This window comes from Zobellia sp. 1_MG-2023 (assembly GCF_030549125.1).
Taxonomy (GTDB): domain Bacteria; phylum Bacteroidota; class Bacteroidia; order Flavobacteriales; family Flavobacteriaceae; genus Zobellia; species Zobellia russellii.
The window spans coordinates 258,007-277,207 of record NZ_JAUOSY010000005.1; the positions used below are offsets into that span (position 1 = coordinate 258,007).

17 protein-coding genes are annotated in these 19,201 nt (G+C 37.8%); 4 read left to right on the top strand and 13 right to left on the bottom strand.

All coding sequences use genetic code 11. The features are described from left to right. Positions 1–12 precede the first annotated feature (12 nt). Positions 13–1,173, top strand: coding sequence for a sugar MFS transporter (locus Q4597_RS12740; protein ID WP_303406482.1), 1,161 nt, complete (start codon positions 13–15; stop codon positions 1,171–1,173). On the opposite strand, the gene Q4597_RS12745 is transcribed toward Q4597_RS12740, so the two are convergent. The 3 genes from Q4597_RS12745 to Q4597_RS12755 all read right to left on the bottom strand — a co-directional run bounded on the left by Q4597_RS12745 (position 1,170) and on the right by Q4597_RS12755 (position 5,296). Next, positions 1,170–1,850: a hypothetical protein gene (locus tag Q4597_RS12745; protein WP_303406483.1), complete on the bottom strand. Its 681-nt coding sequence runs from the start codon at positions 1,848–1,850 to the stop codon at positions 1,170–1,172. The two genes, Q4597_RS12740 and Q4597_RS12745, sit on opposite strands and share 4 nt — an antisense overlap. 96 nt (positions 1,851–1,946) lie before the next feature. Beyond that, complete coding sequence (locus Q4597_RS12750; RefSeq protein ID WP_303406484.1) at positions 1,947–2,852, bottom strand: type IX secretion system membrane protein PorP/SprF; 906 nt, start codon at positions 2,850–2,852, stop codon at positions 1,947–1,949. Positions 2,853–2,863: 11 nt separating this feature from the next. After that, positions 2,864–5,296 (bottom strand): gliding motility-associated C-terminal domain-containing protein, encoded by a 2,433-nt coding sequence (locus Q4597_RS12755; protein ID WP_303406485.1) that lies wholly within the window; start codon positions 5,294–5,296, stop codon positions 2,864–2,866. 391 nt (positions 5,297–5,687) lie between these two features. Between Q4597_RS12755 and Q4597_RS12760 the strand changes: the two genes are divergently transcribed. Continuing rightward, complete coding sequence (locus Q4597_RS12760; protein WP_215441960.1) at positions 5,688–6,236, top strand: ClpP family protease; 549 nt, start codon at positions 5,688–5,690, stop codon at positions 6,234–6,236. A 155-nt stretch (positions 6,237–6,391) separates the two neighbouring features. Here the strand turns inward: Q4597_RS12760 and Q4597_RS12765 are convergent, their stop codons facing one another. Genes Q4597_RS12765 through Q4597_RS12780 form a run of 4 tightly spaced genes read right to left on the bottom strand, consistent with a single transcriptional unit; the run spans position 6,392 to position 10,049 of the window. Then, entirely contained in the window at positions 6,392–7,924 is a 1,533-nt protein-coding gene (locus Q4597_RS12765) for a cryptochrome/photolyase family protein (RefSeq protein ID WP_303406486.1), read from the bottom strand. 26 nt (positions 7,925–7,950) lie between these two features. After that, positions 7,951–9,246 carry a DASH family cryptochrome gene (locus Q4597_RS12770; RefSeq protein WP_303406487.1) on the bottom strand — a complete coding sequence of 432 codons (1,296 nt, stop codon included), beginning with the start codon at positions 9,244–9,246 and terminating at the stop codon, positions 7,951–7,953. A gap of 31 nt (positions 9,247–9,277) precedes the next feature. Beyond that, complete coding sequence (locus Q4597_RS12775; protein WP_408065838.1) at positions 9,278–9,484, bottom strand: DUF2256 domain-containing protein; 207 nt, start codon at positions 9,482–9,484, stop codon at positions 9,278–9,280. Next, entirely contained in the window at positions 9,405–10,049 is a 645-nt protein-coding gene (locus Q4597_RS12780) for a flavin reductase family protein (RefSeq protein WP_215441956.1), read from the bottom strand. Before Q4597_RS12780 ends, Q4597_RS12775 begins: the two co-directional genes overlap by 80 nt. Positions 10,050–10,195: 146 nt before the next feature. On the opposite strand from Q4597_RS12780, the gene Q4597_RS12785 reads away from it, so the two are divergent. Then, positions 10,196–11,536, top strand: coding sequence for an NAD(P)/FAD-dependent oxidoreductase (locus tag Q4597_RS12785; protein ID WP_303406489.1), 1,341 nt, complete (start codon positions 10,196–10,198; stop codon positions 11,534–11,536). On the opposite strand, the gene Q4597_RS12790 is transcribed toward Q4597_RS12785, so the two are convergent. The 3 genes from Q4597_RS12790 to Q4597_RS12800 all read right to left on the bottom strand — a co-directional run bounded on the left by Q4597_RS12790 (position 11,533) and on the right by Q4597_RS12800 (position 13,933). After that, entirely contained in the window at positions 11,533–11,964 is a 432-nt protein-coding gene (locus Q4597_RS12790; RefSeq protein ID WP_215441954.1) for a DUF4174 domain-containing protein, read from the bottom strand. The two genes, Q4597_RS12785 and Q4597_RS12790, sit on opposite strands and share 4 nt — an antisense overlap. Positions 11,965–12,053: 89 nt before the next feature. After that, the gene (locus tag Q4597_RS12795; protein ID WP_215441953.1) at positions 12,054–12,833 is read right to left on the bottom strand and encodes a zinc ribbon domain-containing protein; all 780 of its coding nucleotides are present in this window, start codon (positions 12,831–12,833) and stop codon (positions 12,054–12,056) included. A 5-nt stretch (positions 12,834–12,838) separates the two neighbouring features. After that, positions 12,839–13,933, bottom strand: a complete 1,095-nt coding sequence (locus Q4597_RS12800) for a Nif3-like dinuclear metal center hexameric protein (protein ID WP_303406490.1) — start codon at positions 13,931–13,933, stop codon at positions 12,839–12,841. A gap of 46 nt (positions 13,934–13,979) precedes the next feature. On the opposite strand from Q4597_RS12800, the gene lpxK reads away from it, so the two are divergent. Then, positions 13,980–14,978 carry a tetraacyldisaccharide 4'-kinase gene (lpxK, locus tag Q4597_RS12805; RefSeq protein WP_303406491.1) on the top strand — a complete coding sequence of 333 codons (999 nt, stop codon included), beginning with the start codon at positions 13,980–13,982 and terminating at the stop codon, positions 14,976–14,978. Here the strand turns inward: lpxK and Q4597_RS12810 are convergent. The 3 genes from Q4597_RS12810 to lipA all read right to left on the bottom strand — a co-directional run bounded on the left by Q4597_RS12810 (position 14,968) and on the right by lipA (position 19,169). Continuing rightward, positions 14,968–17,196, bottom strand: a complete 2,229-nt coding sequence (locus Q4597_RS12810; protein WP_215441950.1) for an ATP-binding protein — start codon at positions 17,194–17,196, stop codon at positions 14,968–14,970. The two genes, lpxK and Q4597_RS12810, sit on opposite strands and share 11 nt — an antisense overlap. Beyond that, complete coding sequence (gene gap / locus Q4597_RS12815; RefSeq protein ID WP_303406492.1) at positions 17,193–18,203, bottom strand: type I glyceraldehyde-3-phosphate dehydrogenase; 1,011 nt, start codon at positions 18,201–18,203, stop codon at positions 17,193–17,195. Before gap ends, Q4597_RS12810 begins: the two co-directional genes overlap by 4 nt. Positions 18,204–18,293: 90 nt before the next feature. Further along, positions 18,294–19,169, bottom strand: a complete 876-nt coding sequence (lipA, locus tag Q4597_RS12820; protein WP_215912519.1) for a lipoyl synthase — start codon at positions 19,167–19,169, stop codon at positions 18,294–18,296. Positions 19,170–19,201 lie beyond the last annotated feature (32 nt).

A 19,201-nucleotide genomic window follows, 5' to 3' on the forward strand; every position in this document is an offset into this window, starting at 1 on the left:
TAAATTCGTTTCATGAAATCATTACGCCTTATACTTACCAATTCCCGTTATTTTGGTGCGGCCTGGGTATTTGCCAGTATAAATATTCTTTTTGGTACTTGGGCAATTTATATACCAACTGTAAAGGAGCAGCTTCAAATAGACAAGTCCCAATTGGGTTTGGCTATATTTTTTCTTTCTCTAGGGGTATTTACGGTGTTTCCTATGGCTTCATCTATCATTAATAAGATAGGGGTAGGAAAGGCAACATGGTACGGGGTGGTGTTGAGCAGTATAGCTGCCCTTTTGCCTTTGTTGGCACCTAGTTATTATACCCTTATGGCCGCACTTTTTCTATTAGGGGCTTCCAATGGGTTTACGGATATTTCTATGAATACCTTGGTAACGGAGCTGGAAAAGGAGGATAAGAAAAATTTTATGAGTGCTTCTCATGGCTTTTTCAGTTTGGGAGGGGTATTGGCCGGTCTTGGTAGTTTTCTTATCGGTCCTTTGGACAATCCACCTTTACATATGTTACTGGCGGTGATACTGGTTTTGGTCGTGAATTTTATTTTCCACGGAAAATATAAGAATGTAGTGGCAGCAGTTGAAGAAAAGGAAGCATTCAGTTTAAAGTTATTTAAGCCGATGCTGTTTCTTGGGTTGATCTCATTTGTAGCGATGGGGAGTGAAGGCGCCATTGTAGACTGGAGCGGACTTTATTTAAAGGAAATAAGCCTGGCACCCGAATTGCTCTGGGGCGCCGGATTTTTAGGTTTTCAGGTTACCATGACCTTGGGGAGATTTTTAGGTGATGGTATAAGCGAAAAAATGGGCTCGGTAAAAATGGTAACTTTTGCTACTATTTTGGTGTTGGTAGGATACCTCATGGTTTTAAGTACCGAAACCTATATGGCCATTTCAGGGTTTGCTTTAAGCGGACTCGGTTTTTCCGTTATGGTACCCGAAGTTTTTCGTATTGGAGGCAAAGTGAAAGGTGTGGATTCTGCGCAAGGTGTTTCTTTTATTGCTGGCACGGGCTATACCGGATTTTTGGTAGCTCCGCCAATTTTAGGGTTTATTGCCGATAGCTCTTCACTCAAGACCTGTTTTCTGGTATTGTTCGCTTGCGCTCTTTTGGTATTGGCCGCTACTTTTAAATTGACCAGAAACCGAAAAAAACGTAATACTTAGTTTGTTTTTACTTCAATGTTGGTAAAATAGAGTTTAAAACTACCATCCTCATTTTGATGCATTTTGGCAATTTTGAGTCCACCTGCTTCAGTGTAATCTTCCCAAGTGGTGGTCATAGAAGGTTCTTCTTGGTTACCTTTTCTAAACACCCATTCTTTTACTAGATAATCGTCGTCAAAATAGAAATCATAAGCGTCTCCAGGGGTATAGCCACCTTCTTGCTTGTAAACTACCGTTAGTTTTTGCATGGGCTTTTTGCTGATAGGTGCCTCTACATTTGGTGTAAGCTCATTGGTGCTTCCATCTTTGTCCCATAAAATATTTATAGGCGCTATGAGCCAATATTTATCATTTATGAATCCACCATTGGTTTTATAGGCGGTGCTATCCATGTCTTTTCGGTTGTAGACTAAAGTGTCTTTGGTAGATATGGCAGTAACTTGGTTAGTTTTTGGTTTCCAAATCCATGTACGTTCAAAGTGAGAAGTATCACGGTCTACATTAAAAGTAAATTTAAGCTCTTCTACCTTGTTCCAATTTTTGTAACCATTGGCATAGGCTATTTTTTCTAGAATGGATAGTTCTTTTTCAGGTTGTGGTGCTTCAGACTTTTTGGTCTCTTTACAACCTATAACTAAAAAGGTCAAAAGTATGCAGGCGGAAAAGTACTTTGTCATAACTAGAATTTTCCCCAAAGATAACGGCTTTTGTTTAAAGCAAAGACTGTAAAGTAAAATGTATGACGAGGTGCTTTTATAAAAATGAAAATCTATTTAGAAATAACGAGGAGATTTCATGGCTTTTAAACCTCGGTCAAAAAGCTCATAGATAAGAATGACCTCATGTGTGCCTCCAGAATAGGGTCTAAAAGTTGAGGTAGGTAAGTCATAGGCATACCCAATTCTAAAAGAATCGGAAATAGCATAATCCATTAGTATCCCAAAACTGTCCGAGTCATTAAAACGATAGGAAGCACCGATCCAAAATTTCTCATAGAAAAGAAAATTTGCCGTTACATCGTATGATGCAGGTGCCCCGTTGGTGTATTTAAGTATTGCCGTGGGCTTGAATTTTGTGGTTTCGCCTATATCAAAAACATATCCACCAATGGCGTAATAACTATTACGTTCAAGAGCCACGAATTCACCATTGTTTAAATCGGTATTAAGAATACGAGGAGTTGAAACACCCAGATACCATTTATTGGAGCTTACATAAATTCCGGCTCCCATGTTCGGGTTCCATTTAGAAAAACCATCAAAGAAGAATGGGTCCGTTTCGTCCGGAGTATCTAATTTGTAGTTGGTAACACCACCTTTTAACCCTAAGGCCATATTAACGGTGCTACTTAAGGGAACGGTATATGAGATATCCGCATAAATGTAATTGGTTTTTTCATATCCCAATTGGTCGTTTATATAGGATAACCCAACACCTACATTACTGAACCGTATAGGCGTATGAACCGATAGGGTGCTTGTGGTAGGATTACCTTCTATACCTGCCCATTGGTTTCTGTGCAAGGCAGTAGCATTTAACGTTTGCCTGCTTCCGGCGTATGCCGGGTTTATGGACATGGTGTTGTATACGTATTGTGTAAACTGCGGTAGTTGTTGCGCATTTGAGAAAAAGGCACAGCTTATAGCTAGAACAACTAGATATTTTTTTAACGTAGTCATGACTGCCTTTTTTAGTTAGAACCGATATAGATATATCCGTTAACAGGTTTTATTTCATTGTTTCCAAAACCAATGATATAGTAATATGTTCCTGATGAAAGCATAGCTGAGTTGCCCAATGAACTTTTAGGTGCATAGCCGCTCCAATCATTAGTGTAATCGCTATTTTCATAGACAATATTGCCCCATCTGTTAAAAACTTTTAGATGATAGGTGTAATCACAACCTTCTAATCCTGAAATTTCAAACACATCATTTATGCCATCGCCATTGGCGGTCAGGGTTTTAGAAACTACTAGATTTTCAATATCACAAAGCATATCCGCTTCAACTATAATAAGCTGGGTATGTGTAGTTTCGTTACCGTTGTTATCTACGGCAATCCATGTTCTTGTAATTTCGTAACCTGTAGTACAGTCTTCGTTATTTGTTGCGGTTTCCGTGAAAGTTACTACGGGGTCCGTATCGCAATTATCTATAGCCGTTAGCACATCTGCCTCGGGAATAGAATCACAATCTACGATAAGGTCTTGCGGAAGTTCTTCCACAAATGTTGGTGCTTCCTCGTCCATTATACATTCATCGGATATTACAGTGATAATTTGTGTATGGGTGAAGGTATTATTGGCACTATCCGTTGCTGTCCAAGTTCGGGTTATCTCGTAACCGGTTTCACAATTTCGGTCATTGGTTGCGGTCTCCGTAAAAGTTACGGTAGGGTCCGGGTCGCAATAATCTATAGCGGTTAAGATGGCCGCATCCGGTACTCCGTTACAAGGTACCGTAATATCTCCAGGAAGATTTTCAGCAAAGACCGGTGCTTCTACATCGGTAATGCTAATGATAATCGTAGTAGGGTCTCCGTTTCCAACGCCACATTCATCAAACGTAAACGAACTGTTAGAGGTTTGTTGGGTTGTGTTGATTTCGCCGGTGTACAAAGCCACGGTTTGAGAATCCGAATTAAACGTACAAGCGGGAATACTTGAAAAGTAAGCATCATCTTTAATACGTACCGCATATTGAATAGTATAGGGCGCACTGGTAACATCCGTATAACCATCGGCTACATTAAAAGTAAGTTCTCTTGTAACCGAGTCAAAATTATAGGTAATCTCACTTGGTAACGGTTCCACACTTATGAAATCCATTTCTTCGGGTATGGTAGTAGAGAAAGATAAATTTCTAATATTGTCGTTCCCCGTATTGGCAACATCCAAATAGATTTGAATAGTTTCTCCAGTTCGTGGGTTTTCATCCGAAGCGGTGGCGTAAAGGTCTAGTGAGTTTAACGATGGTTCGTAAACTTCTACGGCCATACCTAAAAGATAAAGTCCATAAACCTCTTGGTCTGAAGTCATACGAACCGTAGCCGATGTTTGATTGTTGGTAATTAGGGAGTTGCCCGTATTTTCCAAATGAAATAAGCTGGCATCATACCCTAATGTATTTGAACTTGCGGGCATTCTGTCCAAAAAGTCACTGCCATTTGTAGTAATGGAACTGTTGAAGAAATTATTGGCCGGTCTCATTGGAGTGGACAAAGGTTCCCATGAGTTAGAAGTATCCAATATCAATAACTGATCGCGAGAAATTCCTCTATCTCCTTCAAAAGAACCAATGACCATATTTGCTTTTACCTCACCGTTAGGTACGGTTTGGAAACCATCAAAAGTAACATCAAAATTATTCTGTGTGCTTGTAATATGGGCATACCCATCAAAAAGGGTAATGTGTTTTTGAGGCATAAGCGGACTCTGCCAAACAAAGACTATTTGCCATCCACCGGAAGTACCTGTTCTTCCGCCACCATGAGATAGTAATTGTCCTTCAGTGGCCTTAACGTTGGCTACTTGGTAGGTGCCAAAAGGGTCGCTCAACCCTTGTACGTAACTCGTAATGTCCTTAACACAGATATAGGGGTCGTTAACAAAATGGTCGTCCCTACCGCGGTAAATAACTTCGTCTGCAGTTAGGGTGGCCTCATAGGTACTAGACCCTGGCAGCATTAATTTAATATCATCAAAATTCCAAGAGGGCTCAACGCCTCCATTGCCCGCAATTGGTGTTCCGGAACCATCTACTTCATATTCTTTATCGGCTGCTGCCCAATACAGAAAAACACGTTCTATGGTCAAGCAAGAACTGCCGGGAGAGGGGTTTGATAAATTGGCGCTACTGGAATTAAAAGTAGTAGGGTCACTATCTATATCTACAAATACGTTGTCCGAAAAATCATGGTTACTACCGTTCCCGTTGTATGCATTTGTTGCATGCCGGGAAAGTACGTTGTTAGCAACCATAGTAAAGTCACCTGTAATGGTTTCCGAATACCGAGGAGAGAAACCTCTTTGAAGTTGCGCACTGACGGAGTTAAAAGCGAATATGAGAAAAACGAACCCAAGAGCTCGTGTAATTTTTTTTTGGTGTAATTTTTTCTTCATAATTATAAGTTTTGTAAACATATAATTAGAAGCTACATTAAGTCTTTACCTGTAAAGGGTGTGTAATGGTGTAATTAAGGTCAAGTTCAATCTGTAGCAACTAGGTTATTTGGGATAAAAAAGTGCCGTAATTTTATAGCATATGTTTTATTTGTTCCGTACAAAGGTCACCTATACCCTTGTTAATTAGTAGACTATACGATGAACGTAGGTTTTATTCGTTAGCGGCATATATCTATAGATGAGCGGTTTATTTCTATCGATGAGAATAAATGAACGGTCTGGGACGGGTTGTAAGAAAAAGCGATGAAGGGTAATTACATTGATAATCATGTAACACTATTTTGGTACAGATAAATTGTTTAATTTTGAGATGTATAAATAATAGCAAATGAGTTCTAAAAAAGGAAAAGTTCAAGAAGCGATAGACGAAAAATTGTTAGAAGAAAGAAAGGTCTTCTTATGGGGCATGGTAGATGATGATTCCGCCAAGCACGTTATAGATCGTTTATTGTATTTAGATATGCAGAATAATGAAGAAATACAGTTATATATAAATAGTCCGGGTGGTTACGTTACTTCTGGTTTTGCTATGTATGACATCATAAAATCTTTAAAAAGCCCTGTTTCTACAATCTGTACAGGTCTTGCGGCCTCTATGGGTTCTATATTGCTTTCTGTTGGAAAAAAAGGTAGAAGGTTTATTCAGCCCCATGCGCAGGTTATGATTCACCAACCAAGTGGTGGTGCAAGAGGGCAAGCTTCAAATATTGAAATTCAGGCCAAAGAAATCATCAAGACCAAAGAATTGAGTGCCCGTATTTTAGCAGACAATTGTGGTCAGGACTATGAAAAAGTATTGAGAGATTTTGATAGGGATTATTGGATGAATGCCGAAGAATCTATTGCCTATGGCATTGTAGACGGTATTTTAGAATAGTAATTTTAATCTCAAAAAAAAAGAAAAAGTCCTTCGTAATTAAATTACGAAGGACTTTTTTGGGATATATATAGACGCTCTCGCGAAACCATTATTGTATTTACAAAGCAAATTTTTGCGTAGGACGTTCCTTTTCCCCTAAAAACTATATAACCTTAGTATAAATCGGGCTTTTCAATAATAGCATTGGCTCTTTTTTTTAAGGCTTCTAGTTCTTCTGCAGATTTTTTGTTCAACAGGCTCATCATCATGGCCATTCGGTTATTATCTTTAAAATGTGCTCGCTTTTCGTCTAGAAAGTTCCAGTAAAGAGCATTGAACGGACACGCCTTGTCTCCTAGTTTTTTGGTGTGGGAATAATGGCAGCTACTACAATAATTGCTCATTTTGTTTATATAGTTGGCGCTACTAACATAAGGTTTGGTGGCTACAATACCACCATCTGCAAATTGGCTCATACCCCTTGTGTTGGTTATTTCTACCCATTCAATGGCATCAATATAGATGCCGAGGTACCAAGCATCTACTTGGTCGGGATCCGTCATGTTTAAAAGTGCAAAATTACCAGTAATCATCAAACGTTGTATATGGTGTGCATAGGCCTCGTCAAGACTTTGTTCAATGGCATGATGCAAACAATTCATTTTAGTTTTACCGGTCCAGAAGAAATCTGGTAGAGAGTTGGTGTTATTTAGTTCGTTGACCTTGGAATAGGTAGGCATCTCTTTCCAATAAATACCGCGCATATATTCTCGCCAACCTAGAATTTGACGAACAAAGCCCTCTACTTGAGAAATGTGAATGGTATCTGTATGATCATGGTAGTATGCTATGACCGAATCAATGACTTCTTTGGGTGAAATAATCTTACTGTTCATAGCAAACGATAACCTTGAATGAAACAAAAACTTTTCATTTGTGTGAAGGGCATCTTGAAAATCACCAAAATGTTCCAGCAGGTTCTCGCAGAAGTAATCCAAGACGGCCAATGCTTCTTTTCTTGAAAAAGGCCAATTAAAATTAGTAGGGTCTATGCGCCCAAATGTTTGTGCTCCACTTTCATTAATTTCGGAAATAAGATGCTGCACATTATTATGAAAGTCCTTAGATGTTGGTATCGTAGGTTGACCTTTCCATTTTTTACGATTGCTATGGTCGTAGTTCCATTTGCCACCTTCTGGTTGGTTTCCGGTGGTTAGAATATGGTGTTTTTTACGCATCATGCGGTAGAAACTTTCCATAATAAGCTGTTTTTTGCCTGAGAAAAAGTTTTTGAGCTCAAATCTAGTGGTATAAAAATGCTCGGTTTCTACGGCTTTATAGTTGCAATCCAGATTTTGGCAAATAGATTGTAATTGTTGGTCCAAACGATATTCATCCGGTAATTGGTATTCAAAATTTGTTGCGGTGGTCTCCTCAATGTAATGTTTTATTATTTCTTTCAAGTTTTGAGGGTTGTTATTATCGGAAATTTTCAAATAAATACACTGATGGCCTTTGGACTTTATAGTTTCGGAGAAATTACGCATAGCTAAAAAGAATGCCACTACTTTTTGGATATGATGTTTAACATAGTCCGTTTCTTGACGCATTTCGGCCATGATGTAGGTAACGTCTTTATCAACATTCTTGAACCAAGAATGGTTTTCGTTCAGTTGATCTCCTAAGATGAGTCGTAGTGTCTTCATGAATATAATTTATATGCTGTAGTTATTTAGAAGAGGGTTTCTTGTAACCACAGATTTTGAAATTTTCCTTGAGGGTCATAAATACTTGCTTGGCGTTCTATGTTGAATTTTCTATTTCTAGGGTCGTTTCCTACACCACTTGTATACATCCAATTGCACCAATTGCTATGCACATCGTAATCTATGAGCATACTTTCAAAATAAGCGGCGCCAATACGCCAGTCTTGTTCTAGCTCTTTGGACCAAAAACTTGCTACGTTTTGGCGCCCGCGATTACTCATCCACCCTGTTGAAGACAATTCTTTCATATTGGCATTTATGAAAGGAGATTTGGTACGGCCTTCAATCCATTGTATTAATAATGTTTCAGAGCTATGCCAATTATATGGTCTTCCGGAAATACCTTTTAAGCAGAATATTTTATTTTGATGTTTTAAAGAAATGTATTTGAAATAGTCTCGCCATAACAGTTCAAAGATGAGCCAGTACGTACTCTCATTTTTGATAATTTCTTTTTCAAAATCTTTTACATGCCAGTAAATGGTTCGTGGAGATATACTACCATTTGCTAACCATGCGGAAAGTTTAGAACTATAATCCGAACCAATTAGTCCGTTACGAGTTTTTTTATAAACCGATAATTTCTGTTTTTTCCAGATGTATTCTTCAATTCTTTTGATTGCTTGGTTTTCTCCGCCTTTAAAAGGAAAAGCAGTTCTGAAGTCTTCTTCAAAACTCAAAAGACCTAAATCCGAAAGTTCTAAACTTTTATGACGCTGTTTAATTAAGTTGTTTTTCGGCTGGGGTAGAGGTGCAGGAATAACTGGGTTGACTTTAGTTTTAGCTTCGCATGTTTTTCTAAAAACTGTAAAGACCTCGGGTATATTTTGGTAGTCTTGAAATGGAATTGCGTCCGGGTGAATTAAAAACTGACCGTATGAACTCTTAAATTTTATATAATCGGGAGATGCTAGAATTACGGATTCTGAAACACTTCTTTCCTCTGTAGTCCATTCTTCTTGAAAGTAAACCGCTTCAATACTATACTTCTCAATTAGGTGTGGAATCGTATGTTCCGGTTTATCGTAAACTATTATCAAAGAAATATTAAGTTCACTAAGGTTTCTTTCTAATTCGTATACGGATTCTATTAAAAATTGAGCGCGATAATTTGAAGTCTTTTGAAAACCAAAAATATCTTTTTCATAATGCCTTGGGTCAAAACAATATACCGCAATAACATTGTCTTTAGTATTGCAGGCTTGCGATAAAGACGGATTATCGGCGATTCTTAAATCGTTTCTAAACCAGACTAAATTCATAGGATATATTTAATTAATAAAAGATTAAAATTCAATTTGCCATTTGTCTACATTTTTTACTACAATATTTTACATTTTCCCAATCGCGTTCCCATTTCTTTCGCCACACAAAAGGTCTGAGGCAGACCACACAAACTTTAGTTGGTAGATGTATTTTTTTATGACTCATGCCAGAGAGAATTTGTCTTCTCATGAGGTTTGGCATAGGCCAACCTGTCAATAACTTTTGGTAAAGCATAGCCGTCCAAACCTACAGAGGAAATTGTATTTGCTTTGTCCAATTGTATCCAACCATCTTTTGATACGATTTCTTCATTGATGTATATATGCTTGATGGCGCCAATAATTAGGAGACATCCGTTTTCCTCTATAGTATATTCGTTTACAAATTCACAACCTATTTTAATAGAACTCTCAGCTACATAAGGAACCTTGAAATTATCCAAGAATTCTTCGGTCAAACCCGTTTTTTCAAATTCAGATGTAAGCGCATCATATTTTGCAGAGGTATGATGTGCATCTTTGTATATGGCCTCGTTAACTTGATTTACCGTGAAAAAACGATTCTTTTTGATGTTGTTGTAAGTGTCTCGGCGAACAGTTAATGGACGAGAAATAAAGCCTAACATTGCGGGATTACTCCCAATATGTACTACAGAATTAAATAAGGCCAAGTTTGTAAATTGAGGACCAGCTATTGAAGCTATAAGGTTTAGTGATTTATAACCAGTACAGCTATTTATGAGATTGGCGCGGTAACGAGAAGTTAGTTTACTTAAATCTTCGTCTTGATAGTGCAACATTGTTTGGCGTTTTGTTTAATAAAATTATGAAATATTAAAACAATATATCTTCTCTATGTGTAATTGCGTCAATTTTTAGGACTATAGGGGTACATTTAATTTTGATGTCTTATTTTAGTCCTTTATTAGCCTCTCAGCTTAAATATATGATACAATCTTCTAAGAATATAGCCATAATAGGCTCTGGCCTTGTTGGCTCTTTACTGGCCATATATCTCAAAAAAATGGGCCATACCATTACCGTTTTTGACAGGAGGCCGGATATTAGAAATATTAAATTTTCAGGACGCTCCATTAATTTGGCCATGAGCAATAGAGGCTGGCAATCTTTGGCCGAGGTAGGTATAGAGGATGAAATAAAAAAGATAGCTATCCCATTGGATAAGCGAGCCATGCATGTAATAGATAAGCCCATCTATTTTCAAAAGTACGGGAAAGAAGGAGAGGCCATTTGGTCTATTTCTAGAGGTGTGCTGAACAAAAAAATGATAGATTTGGCGGAAGGAGCAGGTGTAGAATTTCGTTTTGATGAGAAGGTCTGGAACTTAGACTTACCAGAAGCTACATTATATACAGGAGAGACCGAAAAAGGCGAGTGGAAAGAATACAACTATGATATAATTTTTGGTTGCGATGGCGCATTTTCCCGTGTACGGCATAAAATGCAACGCCGAAGCAGGTTTGATTATTCACAAGATTTTATTGACGTAGGCTACAAGGAACTTTCTATACCGGCCAACGAGGACGGCACTCACAAGCTGGATAAAAATTCGTTTCACATTTGGCCTAGAGGTAAATTTATGCTGATTGCCATGCCTAATATTGATGGTAGTTTTACCTGTACCTTGTTTATGCCTTTTGAGGGAGAAGTATCCTTTGAAAGTATTGAAACCAAAGAACAAGCAAAAGACTTTTTCAAAACCTACTTTCCTAATGTTAGAAAAGAGATAGAAAACCTAACACAAGACTTTTTCAAGAACCCTACAAGTGCCATGGTAACTATGAAATGTTATCCTTGGACCTATTGGGACAAAGTGGCTTTAGTGGGAGATTCTGCCCATGCAATCGTTCCTTTTTACGGTCAAGGTATGAATGCCGGTTTTGAAGATATTTTTATTCTAAAACAGAAAATAGAGAAGTACGGCGATGATTGGGAAGCTATTTTTAAGGAGTATCAAGAAGAACGAAAACCAAATGCAGATGCCATAGCGGAACTCAGTTACCGCAATTTTGTTGAAATGAGCAGTAAGACGGCCGACCCTAAATTTCTGTTACAGAAAAAAATAGAGAAGCGTTTTGCAGCCCTTCACCCGGATAAATGGATTCCGGCCTACTCTAGGGTTACATTTTCTAACAGACCCTATTCAGAAGCCCTAGAAATGGGTGATGCTCAGGAAGCTATTATGCAAAAAGTATTGGAAATGCCCAATATTGAGGATAAGTGGGATAGTGAAGAAGTAGAGCAGAAGATATTGAGCTTGATTTAATTTTTTCTATTCCGTAACTCGGATTGGCGCATGGGCATAGCATCTATTGTGTTGTATATAGTTTCTGGATTAACCGGCAGCGGTTTTTTTAATTTGGCACCGCCGTCCTTACCTATGAGTAAAATACCTTCATAATCGGTCATTAATTGGAATTGTTCATAGACGTGTTCAGCTTTTACATCCAATTTACTGCCATCCGTATTAAAAATATTTTTACGGTTCATTATTAGAATAATAAGATCACGGTCCTTTAATTCATTTTTATTCTCTGTAAATAGCTTTACATTTTTTTCAAGAGTAAGAGATTCATTATCAGCTATGAAAAATAATAAACGGTTCTCCCATTTGTAATCATCAAGGTTTTGACTCCATGAGTAGCACCAAGTCATAAAGAATAGGATTGGAAACAAAGGTTTAAGAATTTGCATAATTAGCTTTTCTATAGTTGTTAAGATACCAAAAAAAAGCCATCCACTTAAAAAGTAGATGGCTTTGGTTTTATTAGGGAAATGTAGAATTACATTTTAGTAAACATTTTTCCCATTTTTTCTTGCTCCTCTTCAGCTAGAACAGGATCAACCAATATTCTACCACTGTGCTCATCTGTAATTATTTTTTTACGGGAAGCAATCTCTACCTGTACCTGTGGCGGAATAGTAAAGAAAGAACCTCCTGAGGCGCCTCTTTCGATTGGTACAACAGCCAAACCGTTCTTAACGTTGTTACGGATACGTGTGTAAGCCTTAACAAGACGTTCTTCTATTTCGCTTTGGTATTTTTCAGACTGGGCAAGAAGTGCTTTTTCTTCTTTTTCGGTCTCGGCCAAAATAGCATCAAGCTCGCTTTTCTTGTGCTTTAAGTGAGACTCGCGCTCAGATAAACGTTCTTTCGTTTCGGAAATAACTGCTTTTTTCTGCTCTATCTGTGCTTTGAACTCTTTAATGTTCTTTTCCGCTAATTGAATTTCAAGTTCTTGAAATTCAAGTTCTTTGCTAATAGAGTTAAATTCTCTACTGTTACGAACGTTCTTCTGTTGCTCCGTATATTTTTTTATAAGTGCTTTAGACTCATCTATAAGGTTCTTTTTTGCGCCAATCTCAAAATTGATGGTCTCAACATCTGTTTTCAACTTGTCCAATCTTGTTTTAAGACCAAGAACGTCATCTTCTAAATCTTCTACTTCTAAAGGAAGTTCGCCTCGTACATTACGTATTTCATCTACTCTTGAATCAATCAATTGCAAGTCGTACAATGCCCTTAACTTTTCCTCTACCGTTGCTTCTGATTTTTTTGCCATATATTTTATAAATACTTGATGGGATTGGTTTTACTTTCCGATAAACGGATTGCAAAATTAGGGATTTTTTTTGTAAGATACTCAACTAAAAGGTTTTTTGTAAACTGCTCGCTTTCATAGTGTCCTATATCTGCAATAATCATTTTACCTTCCGCTTTGTAAAATTCATGGTATTTTATGTCCGCTGTAATCAAAACATCCGCACCTGCTGCCATTGCAGGCGAAATGGCAAAAGCACCACTGCCGCCCAGAACAGCTATTTTTTTGATTTTTCTTCCTAGCAACTTCGAATGGCGAATACCGCCTGCATTCATTTTTTCCTTTACTTTCTTTAAAAAAGAGAAGTCTTCCATAGGTTCTTCAAGTTCACCTATCATGCCCATACCTATGTTTTGATCCGTATTTTCCAAAGTCATCACTTCATACGCCACTTCTTCATAGGGGTGGGTAGTGAACAAAGCCTTCATTATTTTTGCTTGGTTTACCTTGGAAAAAGTAACGCTTAGTTGGGTCTCTTCTTCGTAATGGGTTTTTCCTATTTCGCCAAGGGTAGGGTTGGCCTGTTCACCGGCTTTGTAACTTCCTTGGCCGTTGGTGCTAAAACTACAATTGCTGTAATTGCCAATATTTCCTGCTCCTGCGTTAAAAAGGGCATCTCTAAGGGTGTTGGCATCTTTAATTGGTACGTAGGTGGTCAGTTTTTTAATGGTCTCCTTCTGGGGGATTAAAATTTGTGGTTTTTTTATGCCAAGAACCTCACATATTTTGGCATTTACACCTTCTGGAACATTATCCAGAGCCGTATGCATACTGTAAATGGCAATGTCATTTTTAATGGCTTTGATAACCACCCGCTCTACATATGATTTTCCTGTCAACTTTTTCAGTCCCCCAAAAATGATGGGGTGAAAACTTATTATTAGATTACAGTTTTGTGAAATAGCCTCATCTACCACGTTTTCCAACGTGTCCAAGGTTACAAGTATGCCGGAAACCTTTGCTTTGCTATTTCCGACTAGAAGGCCAACGTTGTCAAAACCTTCGGCATAGGCTAGAGGTGCTAAATCTTCAAGTATTTGGGTGACTTCTTTTACGGTCATAGCTATTTTTATGAGGTCTAAAGATAAAATATTATAATTTCGCCCTGTGCAAGTACTCAGAAAAATATTATTTCCCGTATCGCTGATTTATGCGTTGGTAGTTTACTTCCGGAATTATTTCTATGATAAAGGAATTTTTAGTTCCCAAAGTTTTACAACACCCACTATTTGTATTGGAAATTTAAGTGCGGGCGGAACCGGGAAAACTCCTATGGTAGAACTTTTGGTAGCTATGCTAAAAGATAGCTATAAAGTGGCGGTGTTAAGTAGAGGGTATCGCAGGAAATCAAAAGGGTTTGTACTTGCCCGTGAAAATGCAACGGTAGACCTATTGGGTGATGAACCTTATCAGATATTTTCTAAGTTTCCCGATATAGCTCTGGCCGTAGATGCAGATAGGAGGAATGGAATAAGAACTCTTAAAGAAAAAATACAACCTGAAGTAATCTTACTGGATGATGCATATCAACACCGAAAAGTGAATTGCGCGTTTTCTATTCTTTTAACCTCTTATGGTCATCTTTATGTTGATGATTGGTATTTGCCAACTGGAAATTTAAGGGATAGTAAAAAAGAGGCGGGTAGGGCCCAAGTAATAATCGTAACCAAATGCCCTAAAGATTTGAGTGCTGATGCCCGGAAGAGGATAGTAGCGAAGTTAAAACCAAAACCATATCAAGAAGTTTGGTTTACTTATCTAGCTTATGAAGATGAATTAAAAACTATAGATACTACCGTTTTCTTTGATACTTTGAAAAAAAAGGAGGTAACCCTTGTAACAGGAATAGCTAACCCAGCACCTTTAGTGGATTATTTAAAAAGAAAAGGTCTAAACTTTGAACATCTGAAATTTAAGGATCATCATGATTTTAGTGAGGCTGAGTTGAATGATTTGCGGCAAAAACAATGTATTTTAACCACTGAAAAAGATTTTGTAAGACTGAAGGGTAAAATAGATAACCTTTATTACATTCCTGTAAAACATAAGTTTTTTGGAATGGGAGAAGATGCCTTAAGAGAAAGGTTACAACAATTTATGAAGTAGTATTTTTAAGCTCTTTTCTATTAAAAATGTTCTCACCTATTTTCTGGTAGAAGACTTCTGGTTTAAACGGTTTTGTAATAACATCATTACAGCCCGCGGCATAGAAGCTCTCTAAACTGTCGTCCAGCGAAATTGCGGTAAGCGCTATAATTGGTGTGACGATATCAAATTTCCGAATTTCAATAGTAGCCTCTTCACCGCCAATGCCCGGCATATGTATATCCATTAGAATAGCATCGTAATAATTTTCTCGGGCCATATCTATTGCTTCGCCGCCATTATTGGCAATGTCACTGGTAATTTCTTTTTTAGTGAGCATTTTCTTGGTGATGACCTGGTTAATTTTGTTGTCCTCAACAATTAGGATATTCAGGCCTTTAAAATCAAAGTCTTCTGGAGTTACTTCAAAAGGAATGTCGTCAACCAGACTGTCTTTACCTTTTACGTCTAGCTCAAAGAAAAATGTACTCCCAACCCCCAGTTCACTCTCTAGTTCTATTCTACTTTCAAAAAGTCCCAATAGGCTTTTTACAATAGTAAGGCCAAGTCCTGTGCCCCCATATTCCCTGTTAATTTGTATAGAGCCTTGTTCAAAACCATCAAAGATATTTTGCTGTTGTTCTTTGGCTATACCTATTCCGTTATCCTTAACCTCAAAGTAAAGTTTAACGTCTTCATCTTCTTTCTTTATGAGTTTTGCGGTTACTTTAACCTCGCCGCCTTTAGTAAATTTTAAAGCATTGCCCACTAGGTTCAGGAAAATCTGAGACAGTTTTAACGGGTCGCTCATTAAGTGGTAGGGTATGTTGCGGTCGTAATCTAAAGTTAATTTGGTCTTGTTGCTCTGGGCACTTTGTTGAAGCGAATCAATAACTTCTTGTAGCACTTTTTTAAGGTTGAACTCAACGTTAAGAGGCTCTAATTTGTCAGCATCAATTTTATTGATTTGAAGAATATCGTTTATAAAGTTTAACAGGTAATCTCCTGAAAATTTTAATGCTTTTAGATGTTCTTTTTGACCTTTGCTCGGGTTTTCCTCTAGCAACAAATGCGTTAGCCCTGTTACGGCATAAAGTGGTGTTCTAAGCTCATGGCTAACGGTAGACAAGAAATTGGTCTTGGCTTCCATTGCGGTAACGGCCGCATCCCTAGCAGCTTTTAATTCATTGTTTTTAGTCTGTAATAAATCGTTGGTTTTAAGCTTGATCTGGTTGTTTCTGAATAAGGATACGGCCAAAAGTGTAATGATCGTTAATAGGGCAGAGGTAAGGATTGCCGTAATATCGGATTTGTTTTTGGACTCGTTCAGTTCTTCAATTTTTTGTTCTTGGCGCTTTATTTCATCGCTCATGAAATCAAACTGAATTTTCTCGGCAGTTTTGGCCTCGGTCTTCATTTTGGCAATGTTGAAGAGTGAATCCCGTATATGAAGCAAATTACGGTTGTTTGCCAATGACTTATCGTAGTTGCCTAATTTTTCATAAACTGTGGTCAGCATTTCATTAGCTTCCCATATTTCTTTAAAAAATTTATTTTTCTTTGCCAGTTTAAGTGCATTTTCACCGTTTTCTGCACTTTCTTCAAATTTTTCGGTCTCTAAATCCAGTTGAGCTAAGCCTAAATAAGCTTTGGTGGCTAGATAGTCGCTTTCATATATATCGGTATTGATGATAAGCGAATTAAAGTTCTTAGCAGCACTATCATATTTTTGTAGTTTGAGGAAAATATTACCTTCCGCCAGTAAAATATTGTTGAAAAAATTACGGTCGTTATTCAGCTGCTTGGCTTCGTTCAGCATAAAAATGGCCTGAAAATTTTTATCGTCGTGAAAAAGTAGAATGGCTTCAATATACTTTTGCATAGCACTACCGTAAGGGTATTCTATGTCCTTAAGTAAAGCTTTTGCCCTATCCCAATAAAAATAAGTAGTTTCTTCTTTTTTAAGTTTCAGGTAGACCAACGCAAATTTATGATAGCAGTCTATGAGCGCTTTTACATCAGCTTTTTCCTCGGCTACTTTTGCGGCTTTTTCCAGAGCCTCTAGGGCTAAATCGGTTTGATCTCTATTGCGGTATGCACGGGCTTCCTCAAAATAGATACGAACATCGTTATTTTCAAGGGCAAGACTATCTTGGGCCTCTAAATTTTGAGCAACCCAAATCAATACGAATATCGAAAGTAATTTTTTTATGCCGATATGTAGAAAATCAAGCTTCAAACGTATTTATTTCTTGTCAATAGTAAAATTAAATCTATAAGTCTGCTACTATAACCGGTTTCGTTATCGTACCATCCAATTATTTTAACCATTTTTCCAATAACCGAAGTCATCATAGAGTCAAACGTACAAGAATAATAACTATTGTTTATATCAATAGATACTATTGGATCTTCTGTGTATAAAAGTATGTTTTTGAGCTCTTTATCGGATTTTTTCTTAAAAACAGTGTTGATTTGGTTTATTGAAGTTTCTTTTTTAACATTAAAGGTAATATCTGTTAATGATCCATTTGGAACAGGAACCCTTATTCCGCATCCACCGATTACATCTGCCAAGTGCGGGAAAATTTTGGTAAGGGCTTTTGCTGCTCCTGTTGTAGTGGGAACAATAGACTGAGAAGCTGCGCGAGCTCTTCTTAAGTCATGATGTGGTTGGTCATGTAGACTTTGGTCTGAAGTATATGAATGTATTGTGGTAATATATGCCTGCTCTATACCGCACAGTTCATCAATAACCTTAATCATGGGGGCGGCATTGTTCGTGGTACATGAGGCATTGGAAATTATATCATCATCGACATTTAAGGACACTTCGTTAATTCCCATAACGATCATTTTTATATCCTCATCTGCGGGAGGTGCAGATAAAATCACCTTTTTTGCGCCGTTGGCCAAATGAGGTTGAAGACTCTCTTTGGTCTTGAATTTACCGGAACACTCCACAACAATATCCACATTATAATCGGACCAAATAATGTCATTTGGAGTTTTGTGGTTGGTTAAGGCCACAGACTCTCCGTCAACAATTATAGTGTTTTCTTTATAAGTGATATTATGGTTAAAAACACCATGAATACTATCATATTTTAGTAAATGAGAAAGCGTTCTTGCATCTGCCAAATCATTGATGGCAACTACATTTAGGCTAGGGTGGGCGTCTAAAAGCCTAAAAAGTGTTCGACCTATTCGGCCAAATCCGTTAATGCCAATAGTGGTCTTTTTCATAAGAAAATTAGGGCTAAAGAATACGACTAACTATAGCTGTTTTTATTGTTTATAGGTAGTTGTATTAGTAACTTATACTTGGATAAACGCTTAATGAATATGTTTATGAGCCTTGTAGGACGACCTTACCAAGGCACCACTTTCAACATGTCTAAAACCCATTTCCAGACCAATTTCCTCATATTTTTTAAATTGTTCAGGAAGGATAAACTCTTTTACGGGCAGGTGTTTTTTAGAGGGTTGTAAGTATTGTCCAATAGTAACTACGTCTACGTTGGCATCACGCAAATCTCTCATAGTTTCAATTACTTCTTCTTCAAGTTCTCCCAAGCCCAGCATAATACCGGATTTGGTGCGGTTTACACCGTTGGCGCGTAAATAACGGAGTGCTTCAAGACTACGTTCATATTTGGCCTGTATACGAACCTCTCGGGTAAGCCTTTTAACGGTTTCCATGTTATGGGATACCACTTCTGGCCCTACTTCAATTATACGGTCTAAATGTCTTTCTATGCCTTGAAAATCGGGAATTAAGGTTTCTAGGGTGGTATTTGGGTTCATTCTTCTAATGGCCTTTACCGTTTCTGCCCAAATGATAGATCCCATATCTTTTAGGTCATCTCTATCTACAGAAGTGATGACCGCATGTTTTATTCCCATTATTTTAATAGAACGAGCTACTTTTTCGGGTTCTGCCCAATCAACCGTATCAGGTCTGCCGGTCTGAACCCCGCAAAAGCCGCATGACCTGGTACAAACATTACCAAGAATCATAAATGTAGCCGTTCCTTCTCCCCAGCATTCTCCCATATTAGGGCAGCTGCCGGACGTACAGATAGTGTGAAGGTCATACTTATCCACTAGTCCCCTAAGTTGAGTATACTTTTTACCCGTGGGAAGCTTAACTCTTAGCCATTTTGGTTTTCCTTTAGGTGGGATAACGTTATTTATGGTATCTGTGCTCATAATTTGATGCAATTTTATACAAATATACGATT